General features: G+C 42.1%; 44 protein-coding genes. 38 read left to right on the plus strand and 6 right to left on the minus strand.

Going from position 1 to position 25438, the window contains the following annotated elements; genetic code table 11:
- The 33 genes from B6258_RS06690 to B6258_RS06850 all read left to right on the plus strand — a co-directional run.
- The coding region (locus B6258_RS06690; protein WP_099074623.1) for an EF-Tu C-terminal domain-related protein at positions 1–193 on the plus strand (193 nt) is incomplete at its 5' end.
- 221 nt (positions 194–414) lie between these two features.
- Positions 415–612, plus strand: a complete 198-nt coding sequence (bfd, locus tag B6258_RS06695; RefSeq protein ID WP_099074624.1) for a bacterioferritin-associated ferredoxin — start codon at positions 415–417, stop codon at positions 610–612.
- 77 nt (positions 613–689) lie between these two features.
- Entirely contained in the window at positions 690–1163 is a 474-nt protein-coding gene (gene bfr, locus B6258_RS06700) for a bacterioferritin (protein WP_075674372.1), read from the plus strand.
- Between the two features lie 351 nt (positions 1164–1514).
- Positions 1515–1826 (plus strand): 30S ribosomal protein S10, encoded by a 312-nt coding sequence (gene rpsJ / locus B6258_RS06705; RefSeq protein WP_001181005.1) that lies wholly within the window; start codon positions 1515–1517, stop codon positions 1824–1826.
- A 32-nt stretch (positions 1827–1858) separates the two neighbouring features.
- The gene (rplC, locus tag B6258_RS06710; protein ID WP_023583465.1) at positions 1859–2488 is read left to right on the plus strand and encodes a 50S ribosomal protein L3; all 630 of its coding nucleotides are present in this window, start codon (positions 1859–1861) and stop codon (positions 2486–2488) included.
- Positions 2489–2504: 16 nt separating this feature from the next.
- The gene (gene rplD, locus B6258_RS06715) at positions 2505–3110 is read left to right on the plus strand and encodes a 50S ribosomal protein L4 (protein ID WP_023583466.1); all 606 of its coding nucleotides are present in this window, start codon (positions 2505–2507) and stop codon (positions 3108–3110) included.
- Complete coding sequence (rplW, locus tag B6258_RS06720; RefSeq protein ID WP_004246962.1) at positions 3107–3409, plus strand: 50S ribosomal protein L23; 303 nt, start codon at positions 3107–3109, stop codon at positions 3407–3409. Before rplD ends, rplW begins: the two co-directional genes overlap by 4 nt.
- Before the next feature lie 19 nt (positions 3410–3428).
- A complete protein-coding gene (rplB, locus tag B6258_RS06725) occupies positions 3429–4253 on the plus strand; it encodes a 50S ribosomal protein L2 (protein ID WP_006535497.1) in 825 nt (274 codons plus the stop codon).
- A 14-nt stretch (positions 4254–4267) separates the two neighbouring features.
- Positions 4268–4546 (plus strand): 30S ribosomal protein S19, encoded by a 279-nt coding sequence (rpsS, locus tag B6258_RS06730; RefSeq protein ID WP_004246960.1) that lies wholly within the window; start codon positions 4268–4270, stop codon positions 4544–4546.
- Positions 4547–4560: 14 nt separating this feature from the next.
- On the plus strand, positions 4561–4893 hold the full coding sequence (gene rplV / locus B6258_RS06735; RefSeq protein WP_006535498.1) for a 50S ribosomal protein L22: 333 nt from the start codon (positions 4561–4563) through the stop codon (positions 4891–4893).
- A gap of 17 nt (positions 4894–4910) precedes the next feature.
- Positions 4911–5612: a 30S ribosomal protein S3 gene (rpsC, locus tag B6258_RS06740; RefSeq protein WP_023583467.1), complete on the plus strand. Its 702-nt coding sequence runs from the start codon at positions 4911–4913 to the stop codon at positions 5610–5612.
- A gap of 12 nt (positions 5613–5624) precedes the next feature.
- Positions 5625–6035: a 50S ribosomal protein L16 gene (gene rplP, locus B6258_RS06745; RefSeq protein WP_006535500.1), complete on the plus strand. Its 411-nt coding sequence runs from the start codon at positions 5625–5627 to the stop codon at positions 6033–6035.
- Positions 6035–6226, plus strand: coding sequence for a 50S ribosomal protein L29 (gene rpmC, locus B6258_RS06750; protein ID WP_004238624.1), 192 nt, complete (start codon positions 6035–6037; stop codon positions 6224–6226). The genes rplP and rpmC overlap by 1 nt, the downstream gene beginning before the upstream one ends.
- Positions 6226–6480, plus strand: a complete 255-nt coding sequence (gene rpsQ / locus B6258_RS06755; protein WP_023583468.1) for a 30S ribosomal protein S17 — start codon at positions 6226–6228, stop codon at positions 6478–6480. Before rpmC ends, rpsQ begins: the two co-directional genes overlap by 1 nt.
- A gap of 176 nt (positions 6481–6656) precedes the next feature.
- Positions 6657–7028 carry a 50S ribosomal protein L14 gene (rplN, locus tag B6258_RS06760; RefSeq protein ID WP_004246955.1) on the plus strand — a complete coding sequence of 124 codons (372 nt, stop codon included), beginning with the start codon at positions 6657–6659 and terminating at the stop codon, positions 7026–7028.
- A 10-nt stretch (positions 7029–7038) separates the two neighbouring features.
- Positions 7039–7353 carry a 50S ribosomal protein L24 gene (gene rplX / locus B6258_RS06765; RefSeq protein WP_006535502.1) on the plus strand — a complete coding sequence of 105 codons (315 nt, stop codon included), beginning with the start codon at positions 7039–7041 and terminating at the stop codon, positions 7351–7353.
- Positions 7354–7366: 13 nt separating this feature from the next.
- Positions 7367–7906, plus strand: coding sequence for a 50S ribosomal protein L5 (gene rplE / locus B6258_RS06770; RefSeq protein ID WP_036933223.1), 540 nt, complete (start codon positions 7367–7369; stop codon positions 7904–7906).
- A 12-nt stretch (positions 7907–7918) separates the two neighbouring features.
- A complete protein-coding gene (rpsN, locus tag B6258_RS06775; protein ID WP_006535503.1) occupies positions 7919–8224 on the plus strand; it encodes a 30S ribosomal protein S14 in 306 nt (101 codons plus the stop codon).
- A 32-nt stretch (positions 8225–8256) separates the two neighbouring features.
- Entirely contained in the window at positions 8257–8649 is a 393-nt protein-coding gene (gene rpsH / locus B6258_RS06780) for a 30S ribosomal protein S8 (RefSeq protein WP_004246950.1), read from the plus strand.
- A 14-nt stretch (positions 8650–8663) separates the two neighbouring features.
- Complete coding sequence (gene rplF, locus B6258_RS06785) at positions 8664–9197, plus strand: 50S ribosomal protein L6 (RefSeq protein ID WP_036933221.1); 534 nt, start codon at positions 8664–8666, stop codon at positions 9195–9197.
- A gap of 9 nt (positions 9198–9206) precedes the next feature.
- On the plus strand, positions 9207–9560 hold the full coding sequence (gene rplR / locus B6258_RS06790; RefSeq protein WP_023583471.1) for a 50S ribosomal protein L18: 354 nt from the start codon (positions 9207–9209) through the stop codon (positions 9558–9560).
- Between the two features lie 14 nt (positions 9561–9574).
- Positions 9575–10075, plus strand: a complete 501-nt coding sequence (gene rpsE / locus B6258_RS06795; RefSeq protein WP_023583472.1) for a 30S ribosomal protein S5 — start codon at positions 9575–9577, stop codon at positions 10073–10075.
- Positions 10076–10080: 5 nt separating this feature from the next.
- Entirely contained in the window at positions 10081–10260 is a 180-nt protein-coding gene (gene rpmD, locus B6258_RS06800; RefSeq protein ID WP_036914634.1) for a 50S ribosomal protein L30, read from the plus strand.
- Between the two features lie 3 nt (positions 10261–10263).
- A complete protein-coding gene (gene rplO / locus B6258_RS06805; RefSeq protein ID WP_004246944.1) occupies positions 10264–10698 on the plus strand; it encodes a 50S ribosomal protein L15 in 435 nt (144 codons plus the stop codon).
- A 7-nt stretch (positions 10699–10705) separates the two neighbouring features.
- Positions 10706–12028, plus strand: a complete 1323-nt coding sequence (secY, locus tag B6258_RS06810; protein ID WP_006535510.1) for a preprotein translocase subunit SecY — start codon at positions 10706–10708, stop codon at positions 12026–12028.
- Positions 12029–12070: 42 nt separating this feature from the next.
- A complete protein-coding gene (rpmJ, locus tag B6258_RS06815) occupies positions 12071–12187 on the plus strand; it encodes a 50S ribosomal protein L36 (RefSeq protein WP_071788572.1) in 117 nt (38 codons plus the stop codon).
- Between the two features lie 146 nt (positions 12188–12333).
- A complete protein-coding gene (gene rpsM / locus B6258_RS06820; RefSeq protein ID WP_036914623.1) occupies positions 12334–12690 on the plus strand; it encodes a 30S ribosomal protein S13 in 357 nt (118 codons plus the stop codon).
- A gap of 16 nt (positions 12691–12706) precedes the next feature.
- Positions 12707–13096 carry a 30S ribosomal protein S11 gene (gene rpsK, locus B6258_RS06825; protein ID WP_002919257.1) on the plus strand — a complete coding sequence of 130 codons (390 nt, stop codon included), beginning with the start codon at positions 12707–12709 and terminating at the stop codon, positions 13094–13096.
- Positions 13097–13132: 36 nt separating this feature from the next.
- Positions 13133–13753: a 30S ribosomal protein S4 gene (gene rpsD, locus B6258_RS06830; protein WP_004246942.1), complete on the plus strand. Its 621-nt coding sequence runs from the start codon at positions 13133–13135 to the stop codon at positions 13751–13753.
- Between the two features lie 25 nt (positions 13754–13778).
- A complete protein-coding gene (locus B6258_RS06835) occupies positions 13779–14768 on the plus strand; it encodes a DNA-directed RNA polymerase subunit alpha (RefSeq protein ID WP_006535513.1) in 990 nt (329 codons plus the stop codon).
- A 37-nt stretch (positions 14769–14805) separates the two neighbouring features.
- On the plus strand, positions 14806–15192 hold the full coding sequence (gene rplQ, locus B6258_RS06840) for a 50S ribosomal protein L17 (protein ID WP_004246940.1): 387 nt from the start codon (positions 14806–14808) through the stop codon (positions 15190–15192).
- A 297-nt stretch (positions 15193–15489) separates the two neighbouring features.
- Positions 15490–15903, plus strand: a complete 414-nt coding sequence (gene zntR / locus B6258_RS06845) for a Zn(2+)-responsive transcriptional regulator (RefSeq protein WP_099074625.1) — start codon at positions 15490–15492, stop codon at positions 15901–15903.
- A gap of 50 nt (positions 15904–15953) precedes the next feature.
- Positions 15954–16160 (plus strand): alternative ribosome-rescue factor A, encoded by a 207-nt coding sequence (locus B6258_RS06850; protein ID WP_023583475.1) that lies wholly within the window; start codon positions 15954–15956, stop codon positions 16158–16160.
- 3 nt (positions 16161–16163) lie between these two features.
- Here the strand turns inward: B6258_RS06850 and mscL are convergent, their stop codons facing one another.
- The 5 genes from mscL to def all read right to left on the minus strand — a co-directional run bounded on the left by mscL (position 16164) and on the right by def (position 21042).
- Positions 16164–16571, minus strand: a complete 408-nt coding sequence (gene mscL, locus B6258_RS06855; RefSeq protein ID WP_023583476.1) for a large-conductance mechanosensitive channel protein MscL — start codon at positions 16569–16571, stop codon at positions 16164–16166.
- A gap of 115 nt (positions 16572–16686) precedes the next feature.
- Complete coding sequence (trkA, locus tag B6258_RS06860) at positions 16687–18063, minus strand: Trk system potassium transporter TrkA (protein ID WP_023583477.1); 1377 nt, start codon at positions 18061–18063, stop codon at positions 16687–16689.
- Between the two features lie 112 nt (positions 18064–18175).
- A complete protein-coding gene (gene rsmB, locus B6258_RS06865) occupies positions 18176–19444 on the minus strand; it encodes a 16S rRNA (cytosine(967)-C(5))-methyltransferase RsmB (protein ID WP_099074626.1) in 1269 nt (422 codons plus the stop codon).
- Between the two features lie 99 nt (positions 19445–19543).
- Positions 19544–20491: a methionyl-tRNA formyltransferase gene (fmt, locus tag B6258_RS06870; RefSeq protein WP_099074627.1), complete on the minus strand. Its 948-nt coding sequence runs from the start codon at positions 20489–20491 to the stop codon at positions 19544–19546.
- A 26-nt stretch (positions 20492–20517) separates the two neighbouring features.
- The gene (gene def / locus B6258_RS06875) at positions 20518–21042 is read right to left on the minus strand and encodes a peptide deformylase (RefSeq protein ID WP_099074628.1); all 525 of its coding nucleotides are present in this window, start codon (positions 21040–21042) and stop codon (positions 20518–20520) included.
- Between the two features lie 130 nt (positions 21043–21172).
- Here def and dprA point away from each other — a divergent pair, with 130 nt between their 5' ends.
- Genes dprA through B6258_RS06900 form a run of 5 tightly spaced genes read left to right on the plus strand, consistent with a single transcriptional unit; the run spans position 21173 to position 24558 of the window.
- Entirely contained in the window at positions 21173–22333 is a 1161-nt protein-coding gene (gene dprA, locus B6258_RS06880) for a DNA-processing protein DprA (protein ID WP_099074629.1), read from the plus strand.
- A gap of 18 nt (positions 22334–22351) precedes the next feature.
- Positions 22352–22909, plus strand: a complete 558-nt coding sequence (locus B6258_RS06885) for a DNA topoisomerase family protein (RefSeq protein WP_099074630.1) — start codon at positions 22352–22354, stop codon at positions 22907–22909.
- A complete protein-coding gene (gene tsaC, locus B6258_RS06890) occupies positions 22902–23471 on the plus strand; it encodes an L-threonylcarbamoyladenylate synthase type 1 TsaC (protein ID WP_099074631.1) in 570 nt (189 codons plus the stop codon). The genes B6258_RS06885 and tsaC overlap by 8 nt, the downstream gene beginning before the upstream one ends.
- A 5-nt stretch (positions 23472–23476) precedes the next feature.
- On the plus strand, positions 23477–24301 hold the full coding sequence (gene aroE, locus B6258_RS06895; RefSeq protein WP_099074634.1) for a shikimate dehydrogenase: 825 nt from the start codon (positions 23477–23479) through the stop codon (positions 24299–24301).
- On the plus strand, positions 24298–24558 hold the full coding sequence (locus tag B6258_RS06900; protein ID WP_099074632.1) for a DUF1488 family protein: 261 nt from the start codon (positions 24298–24300) through the stop codon (positions 24556–24558). Before aroE ends, B6258_RS06900 begins: the two co-directional genes overlap by 4 nt.
- Here B6258_RS06900 and B6258_RS06905 read toward each other — a convergent pair.
- A complete protein-coding gene (locus B6258_RS06905; protein WP_099074633.1) occupies positions 24534–25097 on the minus strand; it encodes a gamma carbonic anhydrase family protein in 564 nt (187 codons plus the stop codon). The genes B6258_RS06900 and B6258_RS06905 overlap by 25 nt on opposite strands.
- Positions 25098–25438: the final 341 nt, after the last annotated feature.

Below are 25438 nucleotides of genomic sequence, written 5' to 3' on the forward strand. Positions count from 1 at the left end.
CTACTTCCGTACAACTGACGTAACTGGTACTATCGAATTACCAGAAGGCGTAGAAATGGTAATGCCAGGTGACAACATCAATATGATCGTTGAACTGATTCACCCAATCGCGATGGACGACGGTTTACGTTTCGCTATCCGTGAAGGTGGCCGTACAGTAGGTGCGGGCGTTGTTGCTAAAGTATTAGGTTAATTCCTGATAGATTTATGCATGAAGAGGGCATCATTAGATGCCCTTTTTTGTATCTGAAGATTAGATATTTTAAATCTCAATAAAACATTAATGCTTTTCTCTACTTCATCATCTTTGGTGATATGCATAAGTAAATACATTTAAGCTAAATAAATAGAAATTGAAATCATAATAATTATCATTTACTATCTTGGCCGTGAGTAGTTAATGAGGTTGTTATTATGTACGTATGTCTTTGCCACGGTGTGAGTGATAAAAAAATCATCTCAACTGTCCATAAACATCAAATTCACACTATCAATGAATTACGCAAGATCTTACCCGTTGGAAGTTGTTGTGGTAAGTGTGTACGTCAAGCTCGTCAAATTATCGAAAATGAGCAATCTGCCCTTTATCCTCAAATTTCTGAAGTTGCATAACAAATTTTAAATTTCCTTTCTCTCCTCTTTGTATAAAAGGTCTACACTAAAAAGACTGGAAGCAAAGGAGCATAAAAATGAAAGGTGATAAAAAAATGATAGCCCACCTTAATAAGTTATTGGGTGGTGAGCTTGTTGCAATTAATCAGTATTTCCTACATGCCCGAATGTTCAAGAATTGGGGACTTACACGCCTTAATGAAATGGAATATCATGAATCCATAGATGAAATGAAACACGCCGATAAATATATCGAGCGTATTTTGTTCCTTGAAGGCATTCCAAACTTACAAGATTTAGGCAAACTAAACATCGGTGAAGATGTTGAAGAGATGCTACGTTCTGATCTGGAATTGGAATTAGGCGGTGCCAAAGATTTACGTGAAGCTATTGCTTACGCAGATTCAATTCATGACTATGTCAGTCGTGATCTTATGCTAGAAATTCTAACCGATGAAGAAGGGCATATTGATTGGATTGAAACCCAGCTTGAACTTATCGAACGAATGGGACTTCAAAACTATCTACAAGCTCAAATTATTGAAGAATAATTTAGCACCTTATAGAGAAGAATAATCCATCTTCTTTAGTGAGTTGTGAGACGATTTTTAAAGCAAAGGCAATGAAGGTTGCCTTTGCTTTTTTTATTTTCGAAAAGATAAAATGAATTTTTATCGCTGATTTTTTATTCTTGGCTTGATTTCATCACTCAGGCAAGTATAATGCGCAGGCTCACTGATTTAGTGAGGCTGATTTATCAGCTAATGCAGATTTTTTATTGCATTAATATAATACTCCCGATTGGGGAGTTATATGCAGAACGATTACACTCTCTCATCAATCGAAATGGGTACGAGTAGTGATCATTTACGTTTATAAAAAATAGTTGGAGCTCTGGTCTCATGCAGAACCAAAGAATCCGTATCCGCCTGAAAGCTTTTGATCATCGTCTGATTGATCAATCAACTGCGGAAATCGTAGAGACTGCTAAGCGCACTGGTGCGCAAGTTCGTGGTCCAATCCCACTGCCGACTCGCAAAGAGCGTTTCACAGTGTTGATTTCTCCGCACGTTAATAAAGATGCGCGTGATCAGTATGAAATTCGCACTCACAAACGTCTGGTTGACATCGTTGAGCCAACCGAGAAAACCGTTGATGCTCTGATGCGTCTGGATCTGGCTGCCGGCGTAGACGTGCAGATCAGCCTAGGTTAATCAGGTCATCAAGCGATTGAGAGGTTGAAACAATGATTGGTTTAGTCGGTAAGAAAGTAGGAATGACGCGTATCTTCACTGAAGATGGCGTTTCAATCCCTGTAACCGTTATCGAAATTGAAAACAACCGTGTTACTCAGGTCAGAGATCTGGAGAAAGACGGTTATCGTGCCATTCAGGTGACTACTGGTAGCAAAAAAGCTAACCGTGTACTGAAACCTGAAGCAGGTCATTTTGCTAAAGCTGGTGTTGAAGCTGGCCGCTTACTACGTGAATTCCGTCTGAATGAAGGCGAAGAATACACTGTAGGTCAAAGCATTAGCGTAGAAATTTTCGCTGACGTTAAAAAAGTCGACGTTACTGGAACATCTAAAGGTAAAGGTTTTGCTGGTACTGTAAAGCGCTGGAACTTCCGTACTCAAGATGCTACCCACGGTAACTCCTTGTCTCACCGTGTTCCGGGTTCTATCGGTCAGAACCAGACTCCGGGTAAGGTGTTCAAAGGCAAGAAAATGGCAGGTCAACTGGGTAACGAACAAGTTACCGTTCAGAGCCTGGAAGTAGTACGTGTTGACGCTGAGCGCAACCTGCTGCTGGTCAAAGGTGCTGTTCCAGGTGCAACTGGCAGTGACCTGATCGTTAAACCAGCTGTCAAGGCGTAACGTCGAGGAGATAGGAATGGAATTGGTAATGAAAGACGCGCAAGGCGCGCTGACTGTTTCCGAAACTACCTTCGGGCGTGACTTTAACGAAGCGCTTGTGCATCAAGTAGTCGTTGCATACGCTGCTGGTGCTCGTCAAGGTACTCGTGCTCAGAAAACCCGTGCTGAAGTTTCTGGTTCAGGCAAAAAGCCTTGGAGACAGAAAGGTACAGGTCGTGCACGTTCAGGTTCAATCAAGAGCCCAATTTGGCGCTCTGGTGGTGTTAGCTTCGCAGCTAAACCACAGGACCACAGTCAAAAAGTAAACAAAAAGATGTACCGTGGTGCTCTGAAGAGCATTCTGTCTGAACTGGTACGTCAAGATCGTCTGATCGTCGTAGAGAAGTTCTCTGTTGAAGCGCCTAAAACTAAGCTTTTAGCACAGAAACTGAAAGATATGGCTCTGGAAGATGTTCTGATCATCACTGCTGATGTAGATGAGAATCTGTATTTAGCAGCACGTAACTTATATAAAGTTGACGTACGTGATGCAGCAACAATCGACCCTGTTAGCTTAATCGCCTTCGACAAAGTCGTCATGACTGCTGACGCTGTGAAGCAAGTTGAGGAGATGCTGGCATGATCCGTGAAGAACGTCTGCTGAAAGTACTGCGCGCGCCGCATGTATCTGAAAAAGCTTCTATCGCGATGGAAAAATCAAACACCATCGTTCTCAAAGTTGCTAAAGACGCGACCAAAGCAGAGATTAAAGCAGCTGTACAAAAACTGTTTGAAGTCGAAGTTGAAAGTGTTAACACTCTGCTGATGAAAGGCAAAGTGAAACGTCACGGTCAGCGTATTGGTCGTCGTAGCGACTGGAAAAAAGCTTACGTCACCCTGAAGGAAGGCCAGAATCTGGACTTCGTCGGCGGCGCTGAGTAAGTCGGAGGAGTAAAGAACAATGGCAATTGTTAAATGTAAACCTACGTCTCCGGGCCGTCGCCACGTAGTTAAAGTGGTAAACCCTGAGCTGCATAAAGGGAAACCTTATGCGCCATTGCTGGAAAAGAACAGCAAGTCCGGTGGTCGTAACAACAATGGTCGTATCACTACCCGTCATATCGGTGGTGGTCACAAACAGGCTTACCGTATTGTTGACTTTAAACGCAACAAAGATGGTATCCCTGCGACAGTAGAACGTCTGGAATATGATCCAAACCGTTCAGCTAACATCGCTTTAGTGCTGTATGCTGATGGTGAACGTCGCTACATTCTGGCTCCAAAAGGCCTGAAAGCGGGTGATAAAGTTCAGTCTGGCGTTGATGCTGCTATCAAAGCGGGTAACACCTTACCAATGCGTAATATCCCGGTTGGTTCTACAGTTCATAACGTAGAAATGAAACCAGGTAAAGGTGGTCAGTTAGCTCGTTCAGCTGGTACTTACGTTCAGATCGTTGCTCGTGATGGTGCTTATGTCACTATTCGTCTGCGTTCTGGTGAAATGCGTAAAGTTCCTTCTGATTGCCGTGCAACTATCGGTGAAGTTGGCAACTCTGAGCACATGTTACGCGTTCTGGGTAAAGCTGGTGCAAGTCGCTGGCGTGGTATTCGTCCTACCGTTCGCGGTACTGCGATGAACCCAGTCGATCACCCACATGGTGGTGGTGAAGGTCGTAACTTTGGTAAACACCCAGTAACACCTTGGGGCGTTCAAACCAAAGGTAAGAAGACTCGTAAAAACAAACGCACTGAACATTTCATCGTTCATCGTCGTACTAAGAAATAATTAGAGGATAAGCCATGCCACGTTCTCTCAAGAAAGGTCCTTTCATTGACCTGCACTTGCTGAAGAAGGTAGAGAAAGCGGTGGAAAGCGGTGACAAAAAGCCTGTTAAGACTTGGTCCCGTCGTTCAACGATCTTTCCTAACATGATCGGTTTGACCATCGCTGTCCATAATGGTCGTCAGCATGTTCCAGTTTACGTTTCCGACGAAATGGTTGGTCACAAACTGGGTGAATTCGCGCCGACCCGTACTTATCGCGGTCATGCAGCCGATAAAAAGGCTAAGAAAAAATAAGGTAGGAGGAAGAGATGGAAACTATCGCTATGCATCGCCACGCTCGTTCTTCTGCTCAGAAGGTTCGCTTGGTAGCTGACCTGATTCGCGGTAAGAAAGTGTCGCAAGCTCTGGAAATTTTAACCTTTACCAACAAGAAAGCTGCTGGTTTAGTGAAGAAAGTACTGGAGTCTGCTATTGCTAATGCAGAACACAACGATGGCGCTGACATTGATGATCTGAAAGTAGCTAAGATCTTTGTTGACGAAGGTCCTTCTATGAAGCGCATTATGCCTCGTGCAAAAGGCCGTGCAGATCGTATTCTGAAGCGCACCAGCCACATCACTGTGGTTGTGTCTGATCGCTGAGACTCTGGAGACTAGCAATGGGTCAAAAAGTACATCCTAATGGTATCCGCCTTGGCATTGTCAAGCCTTGGAATTCCACATGGTATGCGGGTACCAATGAATTCGCTGACAACCTAGACAGCGACTTTAAAGTACGTCAGTACTTAACTAAAGAACTGGCTAAAGCATCTGTATCTCGTATCGTTATCGAACGTCCTGCGAAAAGCATCCGTGTGACTATTCACACTGCTCGCCCAGGCATCGTTATCGGTAAAAAAGGTGAAGATGTTGAAAAACTGCGCAAAAACGTAGCGGATATCGCTGGCGTTCCTGCGCAAATTAATATCGCCGAAGTACGTAAACCTGAACTGGACGCAAAATTAGTTGCTGACAGCATCACTTCACAGCTGGAACGTCGTGTTATGTTCCGTCGTGCTATGAAGCGTGCGGTACAGAACGCTATGCGTTTAGGCGCTAAAGGTATTAAAGTGGAAGTAAGTGGTCGCTTAGGCGGCGCTGAAATCGCTCGTACTGAATGGTATCGTGAAGGTCGTGTACCTCTGCACACTCTGCGTGCAGATATCGACTACAATACCTCAGAAGCACAAACCACTTATGGTGTGCTCGGCGTTAAGGTATGGATCTTCAAAGGTGAGATCCTGGGTGGTATGGCTGCAGTTGAACAGGCGGAAAAACCGGCTGCTCAACCTAAAAAGCAGCAGCGTAAAGGCCGCAAGTAAGGAGAGTCGCTGATGTTACAACCAAAGCGTACAAAATTCCGTAAAGTGCACAAAGGCCGCAACCGTGGCTTAGCTGCTGGTGCGGATGTAAGCTTCGGGACTTACGGTCTTAAAGCTGTGGGCCGTGGTCGTCTGACTGCACGTCAGATCGAAGCGGCACGTCGTGCAATGACCCGTGCAGTTAAGCGTCAGGGTAAAATCTGGATCCGTGTGTTCCCAGACAAACCAATCACTGAAAAGCCGCTCGAAGTCCGTATGGGTAAAGGTAAAGGTAACGTTGAGTATTGGGTTGCCTTAATCCAGCCAGGTAAAGTCCTGTATGAAATGGATGGTGTGCCTGAAGAACTGGCCCGTGAAGCATTCAAGCTGGCGGCAGCAAAACTGCCTATCAAAACCACCTTTGTAACTAAGACGGTGATGTAATGAAAGCAAAAGAGCTGCGCGAAAAGAGCGTTGAAGAGCTGAACACAGAACTGCTGAACTTACTGCGCGAGCAGTTTAACCTGCGTATGCAGGCAGCAAGTGGTCAGTTACAACAGTCTCATCTGTTGAAACAAGTGCGTCGTAATATCGCACGCGTTAAGACTTTACTGACTGAGAAGGCGGGTGCGTAATGACCGATAAAATCCGTACTCTGCAAGGTCGTGTAGTTAGTGACAAAATGGAGAAATCTATTGTCGTTGCTATCGATCGTATGGTTAAACACCCATTATATGGTAAGTTTATCCGTCGTACGACCAAACTGCATGTACATGACGAGAACAACGAATGTGGAATTGGTGACGTAGTAGAAATTCGTCAAACACGTCCACTGTCTAAGACTAAGTCTTGGGCGTTAGTTCGCGTTGTAGAAAAAGCTGTTCTGTAATAAAATAGCCTTTTCGTACGAAATAAACGGCTCAAAACTGAACGAGCCGTTTATTTTTTCTGTCCATATCGAGAATGTGGTGTTATAATGCCGCTCCCTCGTATTATGGGATATTGAACGGCCTCTTCTAATGTGGAAGTGGCTCAGTAGTAGTTGACATTTAGCGGAGCACTAAAATGATCCAAGAACAGACTATGCTGAACGTGGCCGACAACTCCGGTGCACGTCGCGTAATGTGTATCAAGGTTCTAGGTGGCTCGCACCGTCGCTACGCAGATGTAGGTGACATCATCAAAATTACCATCAAGGAAGCAATTCCACGTGGTAAAGTTAAGAAAGGTGATGTACTGAAAGCGGTAGTGGTGCGCACCAAGAAGGGTGTTCGTCGCCCTGACGGTTCTGTCATTCGCTTCGATAGCAACGCTTGTGTATTGTTAAACAACAACAGCGAGCAAGTTATTGGTACGCGTATTTTTGGGCCGGTTACTCGTGAACTTCGTAACGAGAAGTTTATGAAAATAATCTCTCTGGCACCTGAAGTACTCTAAGGAGCAGGCAATGGCAGCGAAAATCCGTCGTGAAGACGAAGTTATCGTGCTGACTGGTAAAGATAAAGGTAAGCGCGGTAAAGTAAAACAGGTTCTTTCTTCTGGTAAAGTTATCGTTGAAGGTATCAATCTGGTTAAAAAACATCAGAAGCCAGTTCCGGCTCTGAACCAACCAGGTGGCATCGTTGAAAAAGAAGCTTCTATTCAAGTTTCTAACGTTGCAATCTTCAATGCGGCAACCGGTAAGGCTGACCGTGTAGGTTTTAGATTCGAAGACGGCAAAAAAGTCCGTTTCTTCAAGTCTAATAAAGAAACTATCAAGTAATTTGGAGTATACGATGGCGAAACTGCATGATTACTACAAAGACGAGGTAGTCCAAAAACTGATGTCTCAGTTTGGTTACCATTCTGTCATGCAAGTCCCTCGGGTCGAGAAGATCACCCTGAACATGGGTGTTGGTGAAGCAATTGTTGATAAAAAACTGCTGGACAATGCAGCAGCTGATTTAGCAGCAATCTCAGGTCAAAAACCTTTGATCACCAAAGCACGCAAATCTGTTGCAGGCTTCAAAATCCGCCAGGGCTATCCGATCGGCTGTAAAGTGACCCTGCGTGGCGAACGCATGTGGGAGTTCTTTGAACGCCTGATCTCTATTGCTGTACCACGTATCCGTGACTTCCGTGGTTTGTCCGCTAAATCATTTGATGGACGTGGTAACTACAGCATGGGCGTACGTGAGCAAATCATCTTCCCTGAAATCGATTACGATAAAGTGGATCGTGTTCGTGGTTTGGATATTACCATTACTACGACTGCGAAATCAGATGATGAAGGTCGCGCACTGTTAGCAGCGTTTAACTTCCCGTTCCGCAAGTAAGGCAGGGCATTCATGGCTAAGAAATCTATGAAAGCACGTGATGTAAAACGTGCGAATTTAGCTGAGAAATTCTTCGCAAAACGCGCAGAACTGAAAGCTATCGTTTCAGATGTGAACGTGTCTGACGAAGATCGTTGGAATGCTGTTCTGAAACTGCAAACTATGCCACGTGATTCAAGTCCTTCACGTCAGCGTAACCGCTGCCGTCAAACTGGACGTCCGCACGGTTTCCTGCGGAAATTTGGCCTCAGCCGTATTAAAGTCCGTGAAGCCGCTATGCGCGGTGAAATCCCGGGCCTTAGAAAGGCTAGCTGGTAATTACCATAATTGAATCACGGGAGTAAAGACAGATGAGCATGCAAGATCCCATCGCGGATATGCTGACCCGTATCCGTAACGGTCAGGCCGCGAACAAAGTTGCGGTCACAATGCCTTCCTCCAAGCTGAAAGTGGCGATTGCCAACGTGCTTAAGGAAGAAGGTTATATTGAAGATTTTAAAATTGAAGGCGACACTAAGCCAGAACTGGAAATCACTTTAAAATATTTCCAAGGTAAGGCTGTAGTAGAAAGCATTCAGCGCGTAAGCCGTCCAAGTCTGCGCATCTATAAAAGAAAAGATGAGCTGCCACAAGTTATGGCAGGACTGGGCATCGCTGTTGTTTCTACCTCAAAAGGTGTTATGACTGATCGTGCAGCTCGCCAAGCAGGTCTTGGTGGCGAGATTATCTGCTACGTAGCTTAATTCGGGAGGAAAGAATGTCTCGTGTGGCAAAAGCACCCGTCGTCATTCCTGCCGGCGTAGAGGTTAAACTCAACGGTCAGGTAATTACGATTAAGGGTAAAAACGGCGAGCTAACTCGTACTATCCATAATGCAGTTGAAATTCAACATGCTGACAACCAGTTAACTTTCGCACCTCGCGATGGTTTTGCTGATGCATGGGCACAGGCGGGTACTACTCGTTCTCTGTTAAATGCAATGGTTGTAGGTGTTACCGAAGGCTTCACTAAGAAACTGCAACTGGTAGGTGTAGGTTATCGTGCGTCTATTAAAGGCAATGCGGTTAACTTATCAGTAGGTTTTTCACATCCAGTGGAACACCAACTGCCAGCAGGCATCACTGCTGAATGTCCAACACAAACTGAAATCGTACTGAAAGGTGCGGATAAGCAAGTGATTGGTCAAGTAGCAGCTGAACTGCGTGCTTACCGTCGCCCTGAACCTTATAAAGGTAAAGGTATTCGTTACGCCGACGAAGTTGTGCGTATCAAAGAGGCTAAGAAGAAGTAAGGTAACACTATGGATAAGAAAGCAGCTCGTATCCGTCGTGCGACCCGCGCACGCCGTAAGCTCCAGGAATTGGGTGCGACTCGCCTGGTGGTACACCGTACCCCTCGCCATATTTATGCGCAGGTTATTGCACCAAACGGTTCTGAAACTTTGGTGGCCGCTTCTACTACAGAAAAAGCTATCATTGAGCAACTGAAAAACACTGGAAACAAAGAAGCAGCAGCAGTAGTTGGTAAAATTGTTGCTGAACGCGCTCTGGAAAAAGGTATCAAAGTAGTATCATTTGACCGTTCCGGTTTCCAATATCATGGTCGAGTCCAGGCACTGGCAGATGCTGCCCGTGAAGCTGGCCTTCAGTTCTAAGGTAGGAGTGTAAGATGGCTCACATCGAGAAACAAGCTGGCGAACTGCAGGAAAAGCTGATCGCGGTAAACCGCGTATCTAAAACCGTTAAAGGTGGTCGTATCTTTAGCTTCACCGCTCTTACAGTAGTTGGTGATGGTAATGGCCGCGTTGGTTTTGGATATGGCAAAGCTCGCGAAGTTCCGGCAGCAATCCAGAAAGCGATGGAAAAAGCCCGTCGCAATATGAAAACCGTCGCTTTAAACAACGGTACTCTGTTCCACCCTGTTAAAGGTACTCACACAGGCTCACGCGTATTTATGCAGCCTGCTCATGAAGGTACCGGTATCATCGCAGGTGGTGCAATGCGTGCAGTTCTAGAAGTGGCTGGCGTTCGTAACGTACTGGCTAAAACCTATGGTTCCACTAACCCGATTAACGTGGTTCGTGCAACACTGGACGCTTTAGATAGCATGAAGTCTCCAGATATGGTCGCAGCTAAGCGTGGTAAATCCGTTGAAGAAATTCTGGGGTAATGACCATGGCTAAGACTATTAAAATTACTCAAACACGCAGCTTAATCGGCCGTCTGCCTAAACATAAGGCAACTATGACTGGTTTAGGTCTGCGTCGCATCGGTCACACTGTAGAACGCGAAGATACACCAGCAGTTCGCGGTATGATCAACTTGGTTTCCTATATGGTTAAAGTTGAGGAGTAAGAGATGCGTTTAAATACTCTGTCTCCGGCTGAAGGTGCCAAGCATGCGCCTAAACGTGTAGGTCGTGGTATCGGTTCTGGCTTAGGTAAAACTGGCGGCCGTGGTCACAAAGGTCAGAAGTCTCGTTCTGGCGGTGGCGTACGTCGTGGTTTTGAAGGCGGCCAGATGCCTTTATATCGTCGTTTACCAAAATTTGGTTTTACTTCACGTAAATCATTCGTGACTGCGGAAATCCGTCTGTCTGATTTAGCTTACGTTGAAGGCGATGTAATCGATCTGAATGCACTGAAAGCCGCAAACGTTGTTGGCCCACAGATTGAATTTGCAAAATTAATTCTGTCTGGTGAGGTTAACCGTGCAGTGACTATTCGTGGTCTGCGTGTTACCAAAGGTGCCCGTGCAGCAATCGAATCAGCTGGCGGTAAAATTGAGGAATAAGTGACAGATGGCTAAACAACCAGGTTTAGATTTTCAGAGTGCTAAAGGTGGTGTTGGTGAACTAAAACGCAGACTTTTGTTTGTTCTTGGTGCACTTATTGTCTTTAGGATTGGCTCTTTTATTCCTATCCCTGGTATTGATGCCACTGTGCTTGCCAAATTGCTCGATCAGCAAAAAGGCACCATCATTGAAATGTTTAACATGTTCTCTGGTGGTGCTCTTAGCCGTGCTTCTATCTTTGCGCTGGGTATCATGCCTTATATTTCGGCATCGATTATTATCCAACTCTTATCAGTGGTTAACCCTCGGTTAGCAGAGATTAAGAAGGAAGGGGAGGCCGGTCGTCGTAAGATCAGCCAATATACCCGTTATGGTACTTTGGTGCTGGCGATATTCCAATCAATTGGTATCGCAACAGGCTTACCGAATATGCCAGGAATGCAAGGTCTGGTAATTAATCCAGGTCTACCATTCTATATTACGGCTGTTGTGAGCTTAGTCACTGGGACAATGTTCCTAATGTGGTTAGGTGAGCAAATCACTGAACGTGGTATTGGTAACGGTATCTCAATCATTATCTTTGCGGGTATCGTTGCAGGTCTTCCGCCTGCCATTGGTCAAACCATCGAGCAGGCGCGGCAAGGCGAACTGCACTTCCTCCTGTTATTGTTGGTTGCAGTATTGGTGTTCGCAGTTACTTTCTTTGTTGTTTTTGTAGAAAGAGGACAACGTCGTATCGTTGTTAACTATGCAAAACGTCAACAAGGGCGTAGAATATACGCGGCACAAAGTACACATCTACCACTTAAAGTAAATATGGCGGGTGTTATACCAGCAATTTTTGCTTCAAGTATTATCCTGTTTCCTGGTACAATAACCTCTTGGTTTGGCGATGGTACAGGATGGGGTTGGCTGACGACGATTTCTTTAAATCTACAGCCTGGTCAACCTATTTATGTGTTACTATACGCTGCTGCAATCATATTCTTCTGTTTCTTCTATACGGCGTTGGTTTTCAACCCAAGAGAAACGGCAGATAACCTGAAGAAGTCCGGTGCATTTGTACCAGGAATTCGCCCGGGAGAGCAGACAGCTAAATATATAGATAAAGTAATGACACGTTTAACCTTAATCGGTGCCTTGTATATTACCTTTATCTGTCTCATCCCGGAGTTCATGCGTGACGCAATGAAAGTACCTTTCTATTTTGGTGGTACTTCCCTCTTAATCGTGGTTGTGGTCATCATGGATTTTATGGCTCAAGTGCAAACTCTCCTGATGTCAAGTCAGTATGAGTCTGCATTGAAAAAAGCAAATCTTAAAGGTTAATTACTGATAATCGATTTGTTTTAGAAGTTACGGAGAGTAAAAATGAAAGTTCGTGCTTCCGTCAAGAAAATGTGCCGTAACTGCAAAATTGTTAGACGTCACGGTCACGTGCGTGTAATTTGCAGCGTCGAGCCTAAGCATAAACAGCGTCAAGGCTAATTTATTGCATTTTTTTCTTGCAAAGTTCGGTTGAGCTGGCTAAATTAGCCAGCCCAATCTTTTATAATATATACAGTATTGTTTGAGTATCCTGAAAACGGGCTTTTCAGAATGGTACTGTATAACTGCTAATTTAGGAGTGCATAGTGGCCCGTATAGCAGGCATTAACATTCCTGATCATAAACATACTGTAATCGCATTAACTTCGATTTACGGTATCGGTAAGACCCGCTCACAGGCTATCTGTGTAGCTGCTGGTATTGCTGAAAATGTTAAGATCAGTGAGCTGTCTGAAGAGCAAATCGACAAGCTGCGTGACGAAGTTGCCAAATACGTTGTAGAAGGTGATCTGCGTCGTGAAGTTACCCTGAGCATCAAACGTCTGATGGATCTTGGTACTTACCGTGGTTTACGTCATCGTCGTGGTCTACCAGTTCGCGGTCAGCGTACTAAGACTAACGCACGTACCCGTAAGGGTCCGCGTAAGCCGATCAAGAAATAATCGGGGTATTTGAACAATGGCAAAAGCACCTATTCGTGCACGTAAGCGTGTAAGAAAACAAGTCTCTGACGGTGTGGCTCATATCCATGCTTCTTTCAACAACACAATCGTTACTATTACCGATCGTCAAGGTAACGCATTGGGTTGGGCTACTGCCGGTGGTTCCGGTTTCCGTGGTTCTCGTAAATCTACTCCGTTCGCGGCTCAGGTTGCAGCAGAACGTTGCGCTGAAGCTGTTAAAGAGTACGGAATTAAGAACTTGGAAGTTATGGTTAAAGGACCTGGTCCTGGTCGTGAGTCAACTATCCGTGCATTAAACGCGGCTGGTTTCCGCATCACTAATATTACTGATGTGACTCCGATTCCTCATAACGGTTGTCGTCCACCGAAAAAACGTCGCGTTTAATAACGTTTTCGTTTTTAGGAAAGTTGGAGAAAGAAAATGGCAAGATATTTGGGTCCTAAGCTCAAGCTGAGCCGCCGTGAAGGTACAGATTTATTTCTAAAATCTGGCGTTCGGGCGATTGACACCAAGTGTAAACTGGAACAAGCACCAGGTCAGCACGGCGCACGTAAACCGCGTCTTTCTGATTACGGTGTTCAGTTACGTGAAAAACAAAAAGTACGTCGTATTTACGGTGTTCTAGAGCGTCAATTCCGTAACTACTATAAAGAAGCAACTCGTCTGAAAGGCAACACAGGTGAAAACCTGCTGACTCTGCTGGAAGGTCGTCTGGATAACGTTGTTTATCGTATGGGCTTTGGCGCAACTCGCGCAGAAGCACGTCAGATGGTTAGCCATAAAGCAATCATGGTAAATGGTCGCGTGGTTAACATTGCTTCTTATCAGGTTTCCCCGAATGACGTAGTCAGCGTTCGTGAAAAATCGAAAAAACAGTCTCGTATCAAGGCTGCTTTAGAGCTGGCTGAACAGCGTGAAAAGCCAACATGGCTGGAAGTTGATGCTGCTAAGATGGAAGGTGTGTTCAAGCGTATTCCTGAACGTACTGACTTGTCTGCTGACATTAACGAGCACCTGATCGTCGAGCTTTACTCCAAGTAAGGCTTAGCACCAAAGAGAGGACACAATGCAGGGTTCTGTGACAGAGTTTCTAAAACCGCGCCTGGTTGATATCGAGCAAGTCAGTTCGACGCACGCCAAGGTGACCCTTGAACCATTAGAGCGAGGCTTCGGCCATACTCTTGGTAACGCACTGCGCCGTATTCTGCTTTCGTCTATGCCGGGTTGTGCGGTAACAGAGGTTGAGATTGATGGTGTACTGCATGAGTACAGCACCAAAGAAGGTGTTCAGGAAGATATCCTAGAAATACTGCTCAACCTTAAAGGGTTGGCGGTAAAAGTTCATGGTAAAGATGAAGTTATTCTTACTTTGAGCAAATCTGGCATTGGCCCTGTTATTGCAGCCGATATCATCCATGACGGTGATGTCGAAATCGTCAAGCCGCAGCACGTTATCTGCCACCTTACAGACGAGAACGCATCTATTAATATGCGTATCAAAGTTCAGCGTGGTCGTGGTTATGTGCCGGCTTCTGCCCGAATTCATTCGGAAGAAGATGAGCGCCCTATCGGTCGCCTTTTAGTAGACGCGTGCTATAGCCCAGTTGAGCGTATTGCTTATAATGTGGAAGCAGCTCGTGTTGAACAGCGTACCGACTTGGATAAGCTGGTTATCGAGATGGAAACTAACGGTACTATCGATCCAGAAGAATCGATTCGCCGTGCAGCGACTATCCTGGCTGAACAGCTTGAAGCTTTTGTTGACTTACGTGATGTTCGTCAGCCAGAAGTTAAAGAAGAGAAGCCAGAATTCGATCCTATCTTACTGCGCCCAGTAGACGATCTTGAATTGACTGTCCGCTCTGCTAACTGTCTGAAGGCAGAAGCAATCCACTACATCGGTGATCTGGTACAGCGTACTGAAGTTGAATTACTTAAGACGCCTAACCTTGGTAAGAAATCTCTTACTGAGATTAAAGACGTACTGGCGTCGCGTGGTTTATCTCTGGGCATGCGCCTTGAGAATTGGCCACCTGCAAGTATCGCTGATGAATAAGATCACAGGTTAAGGTTTTACTGAGAAGGATAAGGTCATGCGCCATCGTAAGAGTGGTCGTCAATTGAACCGCAACAGCAGCCATCGTCAGGCTATGTTTCGTAACATGGCAGGTTCTTTAGTTCGTCATGAGATCATCAAGACAACTTTGCCTAAAGCGAAAGAACTGCGTCGCGTCGTTGAGCCGCTGATTACTCTTGCCAAGACCGACAGCGTAGCTAATCGTCGTCTGGCATTCGCCCGTACTCGTGATAACGAAGTCGTGGCAAAACTGTTTACAGTATTAGGTCCGCGTTTTGCGAGCCGTGCAGGTGGTTACACTCGTATTCTGAAGTGTGGCTTCCGTGCTGGTGACAACGCTCCAATGGCTTACATTGAGCTTGTTGACCGTGCTGATTCTGAAACAGAAGCAGCAGCTGAATAATTTAATTATTATTTAGTGAAGCGAATAAAAAGACCGGATTTTTAATCCGGTTTTTTTACATCTATTGAAAATGATAACCATTGAAACTATTTTTATAAAAATAATTTATCAAACTGTACTCTAGCCTTTCTATTTGTTATTTAATGCTTTTTTACCTACTCTTGTGTTACATCATATTTATTTTTTGTTATTTCAGCATACTGCTATTTTGGTAAGATAAGCTTCGCACTATATTTCAATTCTATTCTTTTGATTATTTGCTATGCTTATTCATCATTTAGAGTGGGGGAATGATCCATGTATCGTATCGGGCAGGTTGCAAAATTAGCGAATGTGACAACAGATACAATCCGTTTTTATGAAAAACAAGGATTGATGGATCATGACAGGCGAACAGAAGGTGGTTATCGTCTATATACAGAACAAGATCTCCAACGTTTACGTTTTATTCGTTATGCAAAAGAATTGGGCTTTACATTAGACGCGATTACAGAACTACTTTCTATTCGCGTTGATCCTGCTCATCACACTTGTGTTGAATCAAAACATATTGTTGATGCGAGACTTGCTGAAGTTGAAATTCGCTTGAAAGAAATGGAAAGAATGCGAGATTCATTGCAGATGTTAAGTAACGCATGTTGTGGGAGTGCTCATGAAAGTACTTATTGTTCTATTCTTGAAATACTTGAATCTGGAGCCACAAAGCAATAATATCTGTGCCGTATTACGTTTTATGTTCTTTAACAATTTAAGAGGTTTTTATGTCTAGCAAATATCAGCACCAGAAAGGTGTTATTAAAGATAATGCTTTAGCAGCACTTGTTCATGATCCACTATTTAGACAACGTGTGGAAAAGAACAAGAAAGGTAAAGGAAGTTATATGAGAAAAGCAAAACATGACAAGAAGGGTAACTGGGAGGCCAGTGATAACAAAAGATTTTTTCAATTGTTATCACTGGCCTTTTAGTTTTTATTTTTGCTGATTTTTTAATAAATCACGAATTTCTGTTAATAGAGTTTCTTCTGCGGAAGGAGCCGGTGGTGCTTTAGGTGCTTCTTCTGCTTGACGACGCGTCTTGTTAATTAATTTGATTGCACAGAAAATCGCAAATGCAACAATGGCAAAGTCAAAAACAGTTTGAATGAACATACCATAATTTAGTACAACAGCGGGCACATCCCCACTAGCATCTCTTAGTACAAGACTAAATTGCTTGAAATCAATACCACCGATCAATAAACCTAGGGGTGGCATAATAATATCAGCAACTAATGATGAAACAATCTTACCGAAGGCTGCACCAATGATGACACCGACTGCCATGTCAACAACGTTGCCTTTCATGGCAAATTCACGAAACTCTTTGAAAAAAGACATAACCACCCCTTATTTATCTATGTATAGATTTATTATGTAAAAATATAGTATCTAACATGATAATAGTAGACCATTATAAGTAACAATTACTATTATTCTTATTTCTACATAGTCTTTATAAGAAAAATGGGCTAGGTTGGAAAAGTTTTTCAACTTCAGGGACATATTTTTTATCAGTGATAAACATAATCACATGATCACCCTGTTCTATGGAGTGACTTGCATTCGCAATAATAACATCTTGATCTCTAACAATTGCACCAATGATGGTTCCAGGTGGTAGTTTTATATCTTGTATACGGCGGCCAACAACTTTTGATGTATTTTCATCGCCATGTGCAACGGCTTCGATTGCCTCTGCAACACCTCGTCGTAATGATGAAACGCTAACAATATCAGCTTTACGAACATGACCTAAAAGTGCAGAAATAGTTGCTTGTTGTGGTGATATTGCAATATCAATAACCCCACCTTGGACTAAATCAACATAAGCGCTACGCTGAATAAGTACCATTGCTTTTTTAGCACCCATTCTTTTTGCCAGCATCGCTGACATAATATTGGCTTCATCATCATTAGTTAATGCGATAAAGACATCGATTTGTTCTATATGTTCTTCAGCAAGAAGCTCTTGATCTGAAGCATCACCATAAAAAACGATGGTGTCATGGAGTAGTTCAGCCAATTCTGTTGCACGTTGTTGATTATGTTCAATAAGCTTGACGCTATAATCTTTTTCTAATCTAGCTGCTAAACCTGCACCGACATTGCCGCCACCAACAATCATAATGCGCTTATAAGGTTTTTCTAATCGTTGTAATTCGCTCATGACTGCACGAATATGTTGCGATGCAACAACAAAAAAAACTTCATCTCCAGCTTCAATAATCGTAGAGCCTTGAGGTCGGATAGGTCTGTCTTGACGAAAAATTGCAGCAACTCGTGTATCAATATGTGGCATATGATCACGTAATGTTGACAACGCATTCCCAACGAGAGATCCACCGTAATACGCTTTTACCGCAACAATACTCACTTGACCATCGGCAAAATTAACAACTTGTAAGGCACCTGGGTATTGGATCAATTTATAAATATAATCAATGACTAAATGCTCTGGTGAGATTAAATAATCAATGGGAATAGCTTCTGGGAGAAAGAGTTTATCTGCTTCACGAACAAATTCAGAGGCACGTATCCGAGCAACTTTATTAGGTGTATTAAACAGAGTGTAGGCAACTTGGCACGCTATCATATTAGTTTCGTCAGAGTTGGTGACAGCAACCAGCATATCTGCATCTTCAGCACCGGCTTCTCTTAAGATCCTTGGGTGAGATCCATGTCCATTGACTACTCGTAAATCGAATTTATCTTGAAGTTGGCGTAAGCGATCGGCATTAGTGTCAACGACAGTAATATCATTATTCTCCCCGACAAGATTTTCAGCGAGAGTACCACCTACTTGACCAGCGCCTAAGATAATAATTTTCATCGTAATTTCTCAGAGTATTCGATTAACAAATAGAAAAGAAACGCAAGATCTCAATGATCTTGCGTTGAAATAGTAGCGTTTTTTAGATCTGATATCATCTTTTATCACAAGATCATATTTTTTTGATCAATGCATAAAAGAAACCATCGCCACCTTCTTCTTCTGGTAAGCATTGGTGTTGATAATCACATTGTGCATCTTTCGTGGATACTAAAAATGCTTCAACTTGTTGTTTATTTTCTTGAGGTAAAATAGAGCAGGTTGCATATACCAACGAGCCACCAGATTTTAGGTATGGCCAAATAGCGTGAAGGATCTCTTTTTGAATTTGAGCCAATTGTTCAATGTCGTCATTACGGCGAAGCCATTTTATATCTGGGTGACGGCGGATAACACCTGTTGCTGAGCATGGTGCATCAAGAAGAACGCGGTCAAACTGCATGCCTGAACACCATTGTTCAGGATAACGACCATCACCACTTTTGACGACGGCATTCAGTTTTAAACGCGTAAGATTCTCTTGTACACGTTTTAAACGTTGCTCATCTATATCGATAGCTAATACTTGAGCCTGCGGAGCTATCTCTAGAATATGTGTTGTTTTGCCACCTGGTGCTGCACATAAATCAAGGATCTGATCTTTATTTTCTGGTGCTAATAATTCAGCACAACGTTGAGCCGAACGATCTTGAACTGTTACCCAACCATCAGCAAATCCTGGGAGAAGATTCACGTTGCATGGATTCTCTAAACGGATCGCGAAAGGATGGCTATCATCAGCAATAGCGGGAATTCCTTCATTTTCAAGTAATGTTAAATATTCTTCTCGAGAATGATGACGTTGATTTACACGTAACCACATTGGTGGTTTTTGGTTATTGCCTTCAACAATACTCATCCACTGTTCAGGATAAGCCTGTTTAATACGAGCAAGTAGCCATGATGGATGGAGAAAACGATTTTCGCTATTTTGAAAGCGTTCGTTCAGGATATCTTGTTGGCGTTGAAACTGACGTAACACACCATTAATCAATCCTTTTAACTGTGGTTTTTTTAGTGCAACAGCGCCATTTACTGTCTCTGCTAGTGCTGCATGAGCAGGAATACGTGTATAAAGAAGCTGATATAAACCAACCATAATGAGGTAGTGTAAAATACGTTGTTTACCTTTTAATGGTTTATCCATGAGTTGCTGAATAATCCATTCTAGTTGTGGTAATGTACGTAATACGCCAAAGCAGATTTCTTGCAACAAGGCTTTATCTTTGTCTGAAATATTTTTCTGAAGTTCTGGTATGACAGTGCTTAGAGATAAACCTTGATCTAATACTTGGTTAATTGCTTTGGCTGCAATGCTACGTAAGTTGTATGACGTTTTCATGATGAGTTAACGTTTAATATTGAGCGCCAGAGATGTATTACATTGGCGCGAAAAAAGGAAAACCCTGATAATAATGTTAGATATCAGGGCTTAGAATTATTATTGAATGATTTTTCCAGGAGTGAACCAATCTCGCTTGGAGTTTAAGAAATCAGCAGAAGCCATAGGTTTCTTACCTGATGGTTGCAACTCAGTGATATTTAGAATGCCATTACCTGTCGCAATATAAATACCCGTTTTATCTGCTTTTAATAAGGTTCCTGCGGGTTGATCTGTATTATCCGCAATAGCTTGTGCTTTCCATACTTTTACAGGTTGCTCATCTAACATGAAAAAGCTCATTGGCCATGGATTGAATGCTCTTATACAACGTTCAATCTGCTCTGCTGATAATGACCAATCAATTTTTGCTTCTTCTTTAGATAATTTTTGTGCGTAATTGGCTAAATTATCGTCTTGTTTTTCAGCTTTTATTTTACCTGAGGTAATGAGATCTAACGTAGTTGTTAGAGCCTTAGGTCCAAGCTCCGCAAGCTTTTCATAAAGTGAGGCGCTGGTATCTTCATTTGTAATTGTGCATGACGCTTTATACAGCATATCACCTGTATCTAAACCAACATCCATTTGCATAATTGTAACACCCGTTTCTTTATCTCCTGCCCACAAAGAACGTTGAATTGGTGCAGCACCACGCCATTTAGGAAGGAGAGAACCATGCACATTAAGGCAACCTAAACGCGGTATTTCAAGAACGGCTTTAGGTAAAATCATGCCATAGGCGACAACAATCATAATATCTGCTTGTTGTGCTGCTATCCACTCATGGTTCTCTTCTGGTTTTAAAGAGGCGGGTTGATAAACAGGAATATCATGAGTTAATGCCAGTTCCTTAACAGGGCTAATAGTCAGTTTCTTACCTCTTCCTGCGGGTTTATCTGGAGGCGTTAGTACTCCCACCACACGATGTTGAGTTGATAATAATGCAGCTAAATGTCGAGCTGCAAAATCGGGTGTTCCCGCAAAAATAATACGTAATGAATCAGACACGTTTTCTTCCTGTTTCAATTTAACTGTTACTGTCCTGTTTTAGCTCTTTTTTTATCTAGCTTATCGAGTTTTTCAACTTTTTGACGGATGCGTTGGCGTTTTAATGGAGATAAATAATCTACAAATAGCTTACCAACTAAATGATCCATTTCATGTTGAATACAGATAGCTAATAAATCATCAGCTTCTAACTCAAAAGGTTGACCATTGTAATCAAGGGCTTTTACTTTTACATGTTCTGCACGAGGAATAAAAGCACGCTGTTCTGGGATAGATAAACAGCCTTCTTCTATGCCTGTATCACCGTCGGCATCAAGAAGTTCTGGGTTTATTAATACCAGCTTTTGATCTCTTGTTTCAGAGACATCAATGACGATAATACGCTGGTGAATATTCACCTGTGTCGCGGCTAAACCGATACCTTCTTCCAAATACATTGTTTCAAACATATCATCGACAATTTTTTGAATTTCGGCATCAACTTTTTCGACTGGTTTTGCAATCGTGCGAAGGCGCTCGTCTGGATAATGTAATACGTGTAACACTGCCATAATTTATTCGGACTGTTTCTAAAATGTGAATAGGATTTAACGTCTATTCTAGACATTTATTGTCTAGATTGACAGTATTTGGTGTGTTTAGCGCTCACCCTGTTTGCTAAAAACACGATTAGGATAATGCATGGATGCTAGAGAAATATGGATAAGGCTTAATGCTGTTTCAAGACTACCTATTAATAAAGCGATTCAAATTGCAAGGTATCTACAATCTTTGACTCAGTTAAATCAAAGACTATTAATAGGTTGTGGTCTGTCAGAACAGCAAAGTCATCAATTCTTAAGACTTCACACAAATGCTGTCAACGATACATTAAAGTGGTTAGATAAAAACGAATCATCATTATTAACGATTACAGATTCAGATTATCCATATTTATTAAAGCAAATTTCATCACCGCCACTTTTGCTTTTTGTTGCAGGAAATAGGCAGCATTTAAAAAGCACACAAATTGCATTAATTGGTAGTCGAGTTGCTACACCATATGGTTCCCAATGGGCGACTTATTTTGCACAGGAATTAGTAAAGAAAAAACTTACTATTACAAGTGGGTTAGCTCAAGGCATTGATGGTATAGGGCATCGAAGTGCATTAAAGAGTAATGGTATTACTATTGCTGTATTAGGAAGCGGCTTAGAGCAGATTTATCCGTCATTCCATCGCACCCTTGCAACACAAATAAAAGAATCAGGTCTTATTATTTCTGAACATTTACCTATGACACCGCCTTTAGCACGCCATTTCCCTCAACGTAATAGGATTATTAGCGGGCTAAGTGCTGCACTACTTATTGTCGAAGCAGGAATTAAAAGTGGTTCTTTAATAACAGCAAATTATGCCTTGCAACAAGGTAAAGAGTTGTTTGTATTACCCGGATTATTAGGCGATGCTCATTTTGAGGGAAATCACCAGCTTATTAAGCAAGGTGCAAATTTAGCATCTTCACCTGAAGATATCTTGGAATATTTAAATAGCTCTTTGCAGTGGCTTACTTGTGATGGTGAGCATCAACAAAAACTAATAACAGAGGAATATACAACGTTTATCAATCATGAAAAACAAGAGGCTAAAATAGAGCAACTTACACCCGAACAATTTACGCCAGAACAACAACAAGCAATGGACGTGATATTACCTTTTCTACGTTTTAATAAAACAGTACCTATTGATATCCTTGCTCAGGACTGTGGATTATCAACTTCTGAATTAGCTCCTCTTTTATTAGAACTTGAGCTTATTGAAAAAATCGCTATTGTGGCTGGTGGCTATACTCGATTGGAATAAGTGTAATGAGGTAAAACAATGGCAAAGAATATGCCGTTTACACAGCAACCTGAACAGGAAAAATGTCCTGAGTGTGGTAGCGAATTAGTAATGAAAAATGGAGGGCATGGCCCTTTTTTAGGATGTTCTGCTTATCCTGAGTGCCACTATATTAAAACACTGAAGCCACAAGGTGATGGGCAAATTATTAAAGTTTTAGAAGGACAACCTTGTAAGTGCTGTGGTGCTGATTTAGTTTTACGTCAGGGTAAATTTGGGATGTTTATTGGTTGTAGTAATTATCCTGAGTGTGAACATATAGAACAAATTGATAAACCGGATGAAACCGTTATACCTTGTCCTCAATGTGAAAAAGGAAAGCTATTACAACGTAAATCTCGGTTTGGTAAGACATTTTATGCGTGTAACCAATATCCAGAATGCCAATTTGTATTAAATAACAAACCTGTTAATGGTGAATGCGAATATTGCCACTATCCATTATTGATGGAAAAAAGGTCTTCTCAAGGAGTAAGATTAATGTGCGCCAGCAAATTATGTGGAAAGCAACAAACAAAAAGAGAAGAACATGAATAACGAAGCATCACCTGTAAGCAATTCTATTATAGAAGCATTAAAAAATAATAAAGTTATCGCCTATCCCACAGAAGCTGTATTTGGAGTAGGTTGTGATCCTGACAGCGAGCATGCTGTTATGGCACTATTAATGCTAAAACAACGTTCAATTGAAAAAGGACTAATTTTAATTGCTGATAACTATGAGCAATTGAAACCTTATATTGATGATAGTGCATTAACACAAACTCAACGAGACAGAATGTTTGCATCTTGGCCGGGACCCGTTACATGGGTTATTCCAGCCAAATCAACGACGCCAAAATGGTTAACTGGGAAATTTGCTTCTTTAGCCGTGAGAGTAACAGATCACGCAGTTGTTAAAGCGCTATGTTTAGCTTATGGAAAACCTTTAGTTTCAACGAGTGCTAACTTAAGCGGATTACCACCATGCCGTACAGTTGAAGAAGTAAGAGAACAATTTGAGGATACAATTCCTATCGTTGAAGGGAATGTTGGTGGTAGACAGAATCCTTCTGAAATTCGAGATGCATTAACAGGTAAATTGTACCGGCAAGGATGATGGTGATGGGAAAATATTTAGTGATGGGAAACCCTATCGAACATAGTCAGTCTCCTTTCATTCACCAATTTTTTTCAAAACAAACAGGAATAGAGTATGGCTATGGGCGCTTACTTGTTCCTTTAGGTGAATTTGATAAAACGGCCTCACATTTTTTTTCTAATGGAGGGCGAGGTGCTAATGTTACTGTTCCATTTAAAGAAGATGCATTCCGGTTTGTGGATAAATTAACAGATAGAGCAAAAGCATGTGGTGCAGTTAACTCTATTGTTAAATTAGAAGACGGGTCACTTCTTGGTGATAACACTGATGGACAAGGACTTATTCTTGATTTAGCAAGGCTCGATTTTATTGTGCCTAATAAGGTTAAATCCGTTTTAGTTATTGGCGCTGGTGGCGCAACCAGAGGAATACTACTTCCATTACTTGATTACGATTGTGATATTACTTTAACCAATCGTACATTTGCTAAAGCTGAGCAATTAGCAAAAGAGTTTAGTCAATTTGGAACGATCAGAGCAATAGCTGCTGAAAATGTTGCTGATAGACACTACGATTTAATTATAAATGCATCTGCATCTAGTATGACTAATGATTTACCACCTATTCCTAATGATGTTTATGGTTTTGAAACAGCGTGCTATGACCTTTATTATCAAACCGGAATGACTTCATTTCTATATAACGCATTGAAACATGGGAGTACGCGTTTATCAGATGGGTTAGGTATGTTAGTAGGGCAAGCGGCTTATGCCTTTGAATTGTGGTATGAACTTGTACCAGATATTAACCCCGTCCTTAATGAATTAAGAGAAAGATTGAATAAATGAACCAATCCATTCAATTTCCAGATCGTGAAATATGGCTAGCTGAGAATAGGAGTGTGCTTTTTCCTATAATGATCAACGGAATGCTTTTTGATTGTCAAATTACAGAGCAAGAGCTTATTGAACGTTTTGGTGTTGGTGAAGGAATTTTATTATTTAAACAGAATCGTTGGGATATTGAAGAAGAATTTGAAGAGTTGGTAACCGAGTATGAGTTATCAACTCTCCATCCTATCTATTCTTTATCAATGGCAGATTGATGAGTAGCTAAATAGTTATTTTTCCACTCGACATAATTATTAGCAGAATAGATAAAGTGCTCTATTTCTGCTGATGAAAGTGGGCGAACTTTTTTCACAGGACTTCCTAAGTAAAGAAAACCGCTTTCTAGCCGCTTTCCTGGCGGAACTAAACTACCTGCACCAATCATTACATCATCTTCAATAATTGCACCATCAAGTAAAATAGAGCCCATTCCCACTAAAACACGATCTCCGATTGTGCATCCGTGTAGCATTGCTTTATGTCCAACAGTAACGTTATCACCAATAATAAGAGGAAAACCTTCAGGATCATTGGGTGAGATGTGAGTGACATGAAGAACTGAACCATCTTGAATATTTGATCTTTTCCCAATACTTACGTAATTCACATCACCACGAATAACAACCATAGGCCAGATACTGACATCTTCACTAATACGTACATCTCCAATCACAGTTGCTGTTTCATCAATAAAAACATCTTTATCAATAGAAGGCGAAAGGTGTAAGTAATTCCTGATTGTTGATTTCCCCATAATTTAACCTCGTACTTGGTTTCACTTTATAATAAGAAAAGCATAGCAGTGGATGGGGTAGGCTGGCGAGAGTAATGATTTTTATGGTTCATTGATTATAAAAATCGATAAAAAAGAGAAAGTAGAGCAATAGAGTGTGATTGATAGAATATACCGAATAGACAATAACAAGATAAAGCGTATGTTTTTTACACACAAAAGATGTTTTTCGTATCAAAAATAGACGCAAAGTTCAAAAAGAGAACGAACAGAAAAAAAATTGAAATAAACACTTGCGCTAATCCGAGATCTCCCTATAATGCGCATCCACTGACCGGCGATGAGCAAACAACAAGCCACGC

Origin of the sequence: Proteus alimentorum (assembly GCF_002607735.1) — a bacterium.
GTDB classification, from domain to species: domain Bacteria; phylum Pseudomonadota; class Gammaproteobacteria; order Enterobacterales; family Enterobacteriaceae; genus Proteus; species Proteus alimentorum.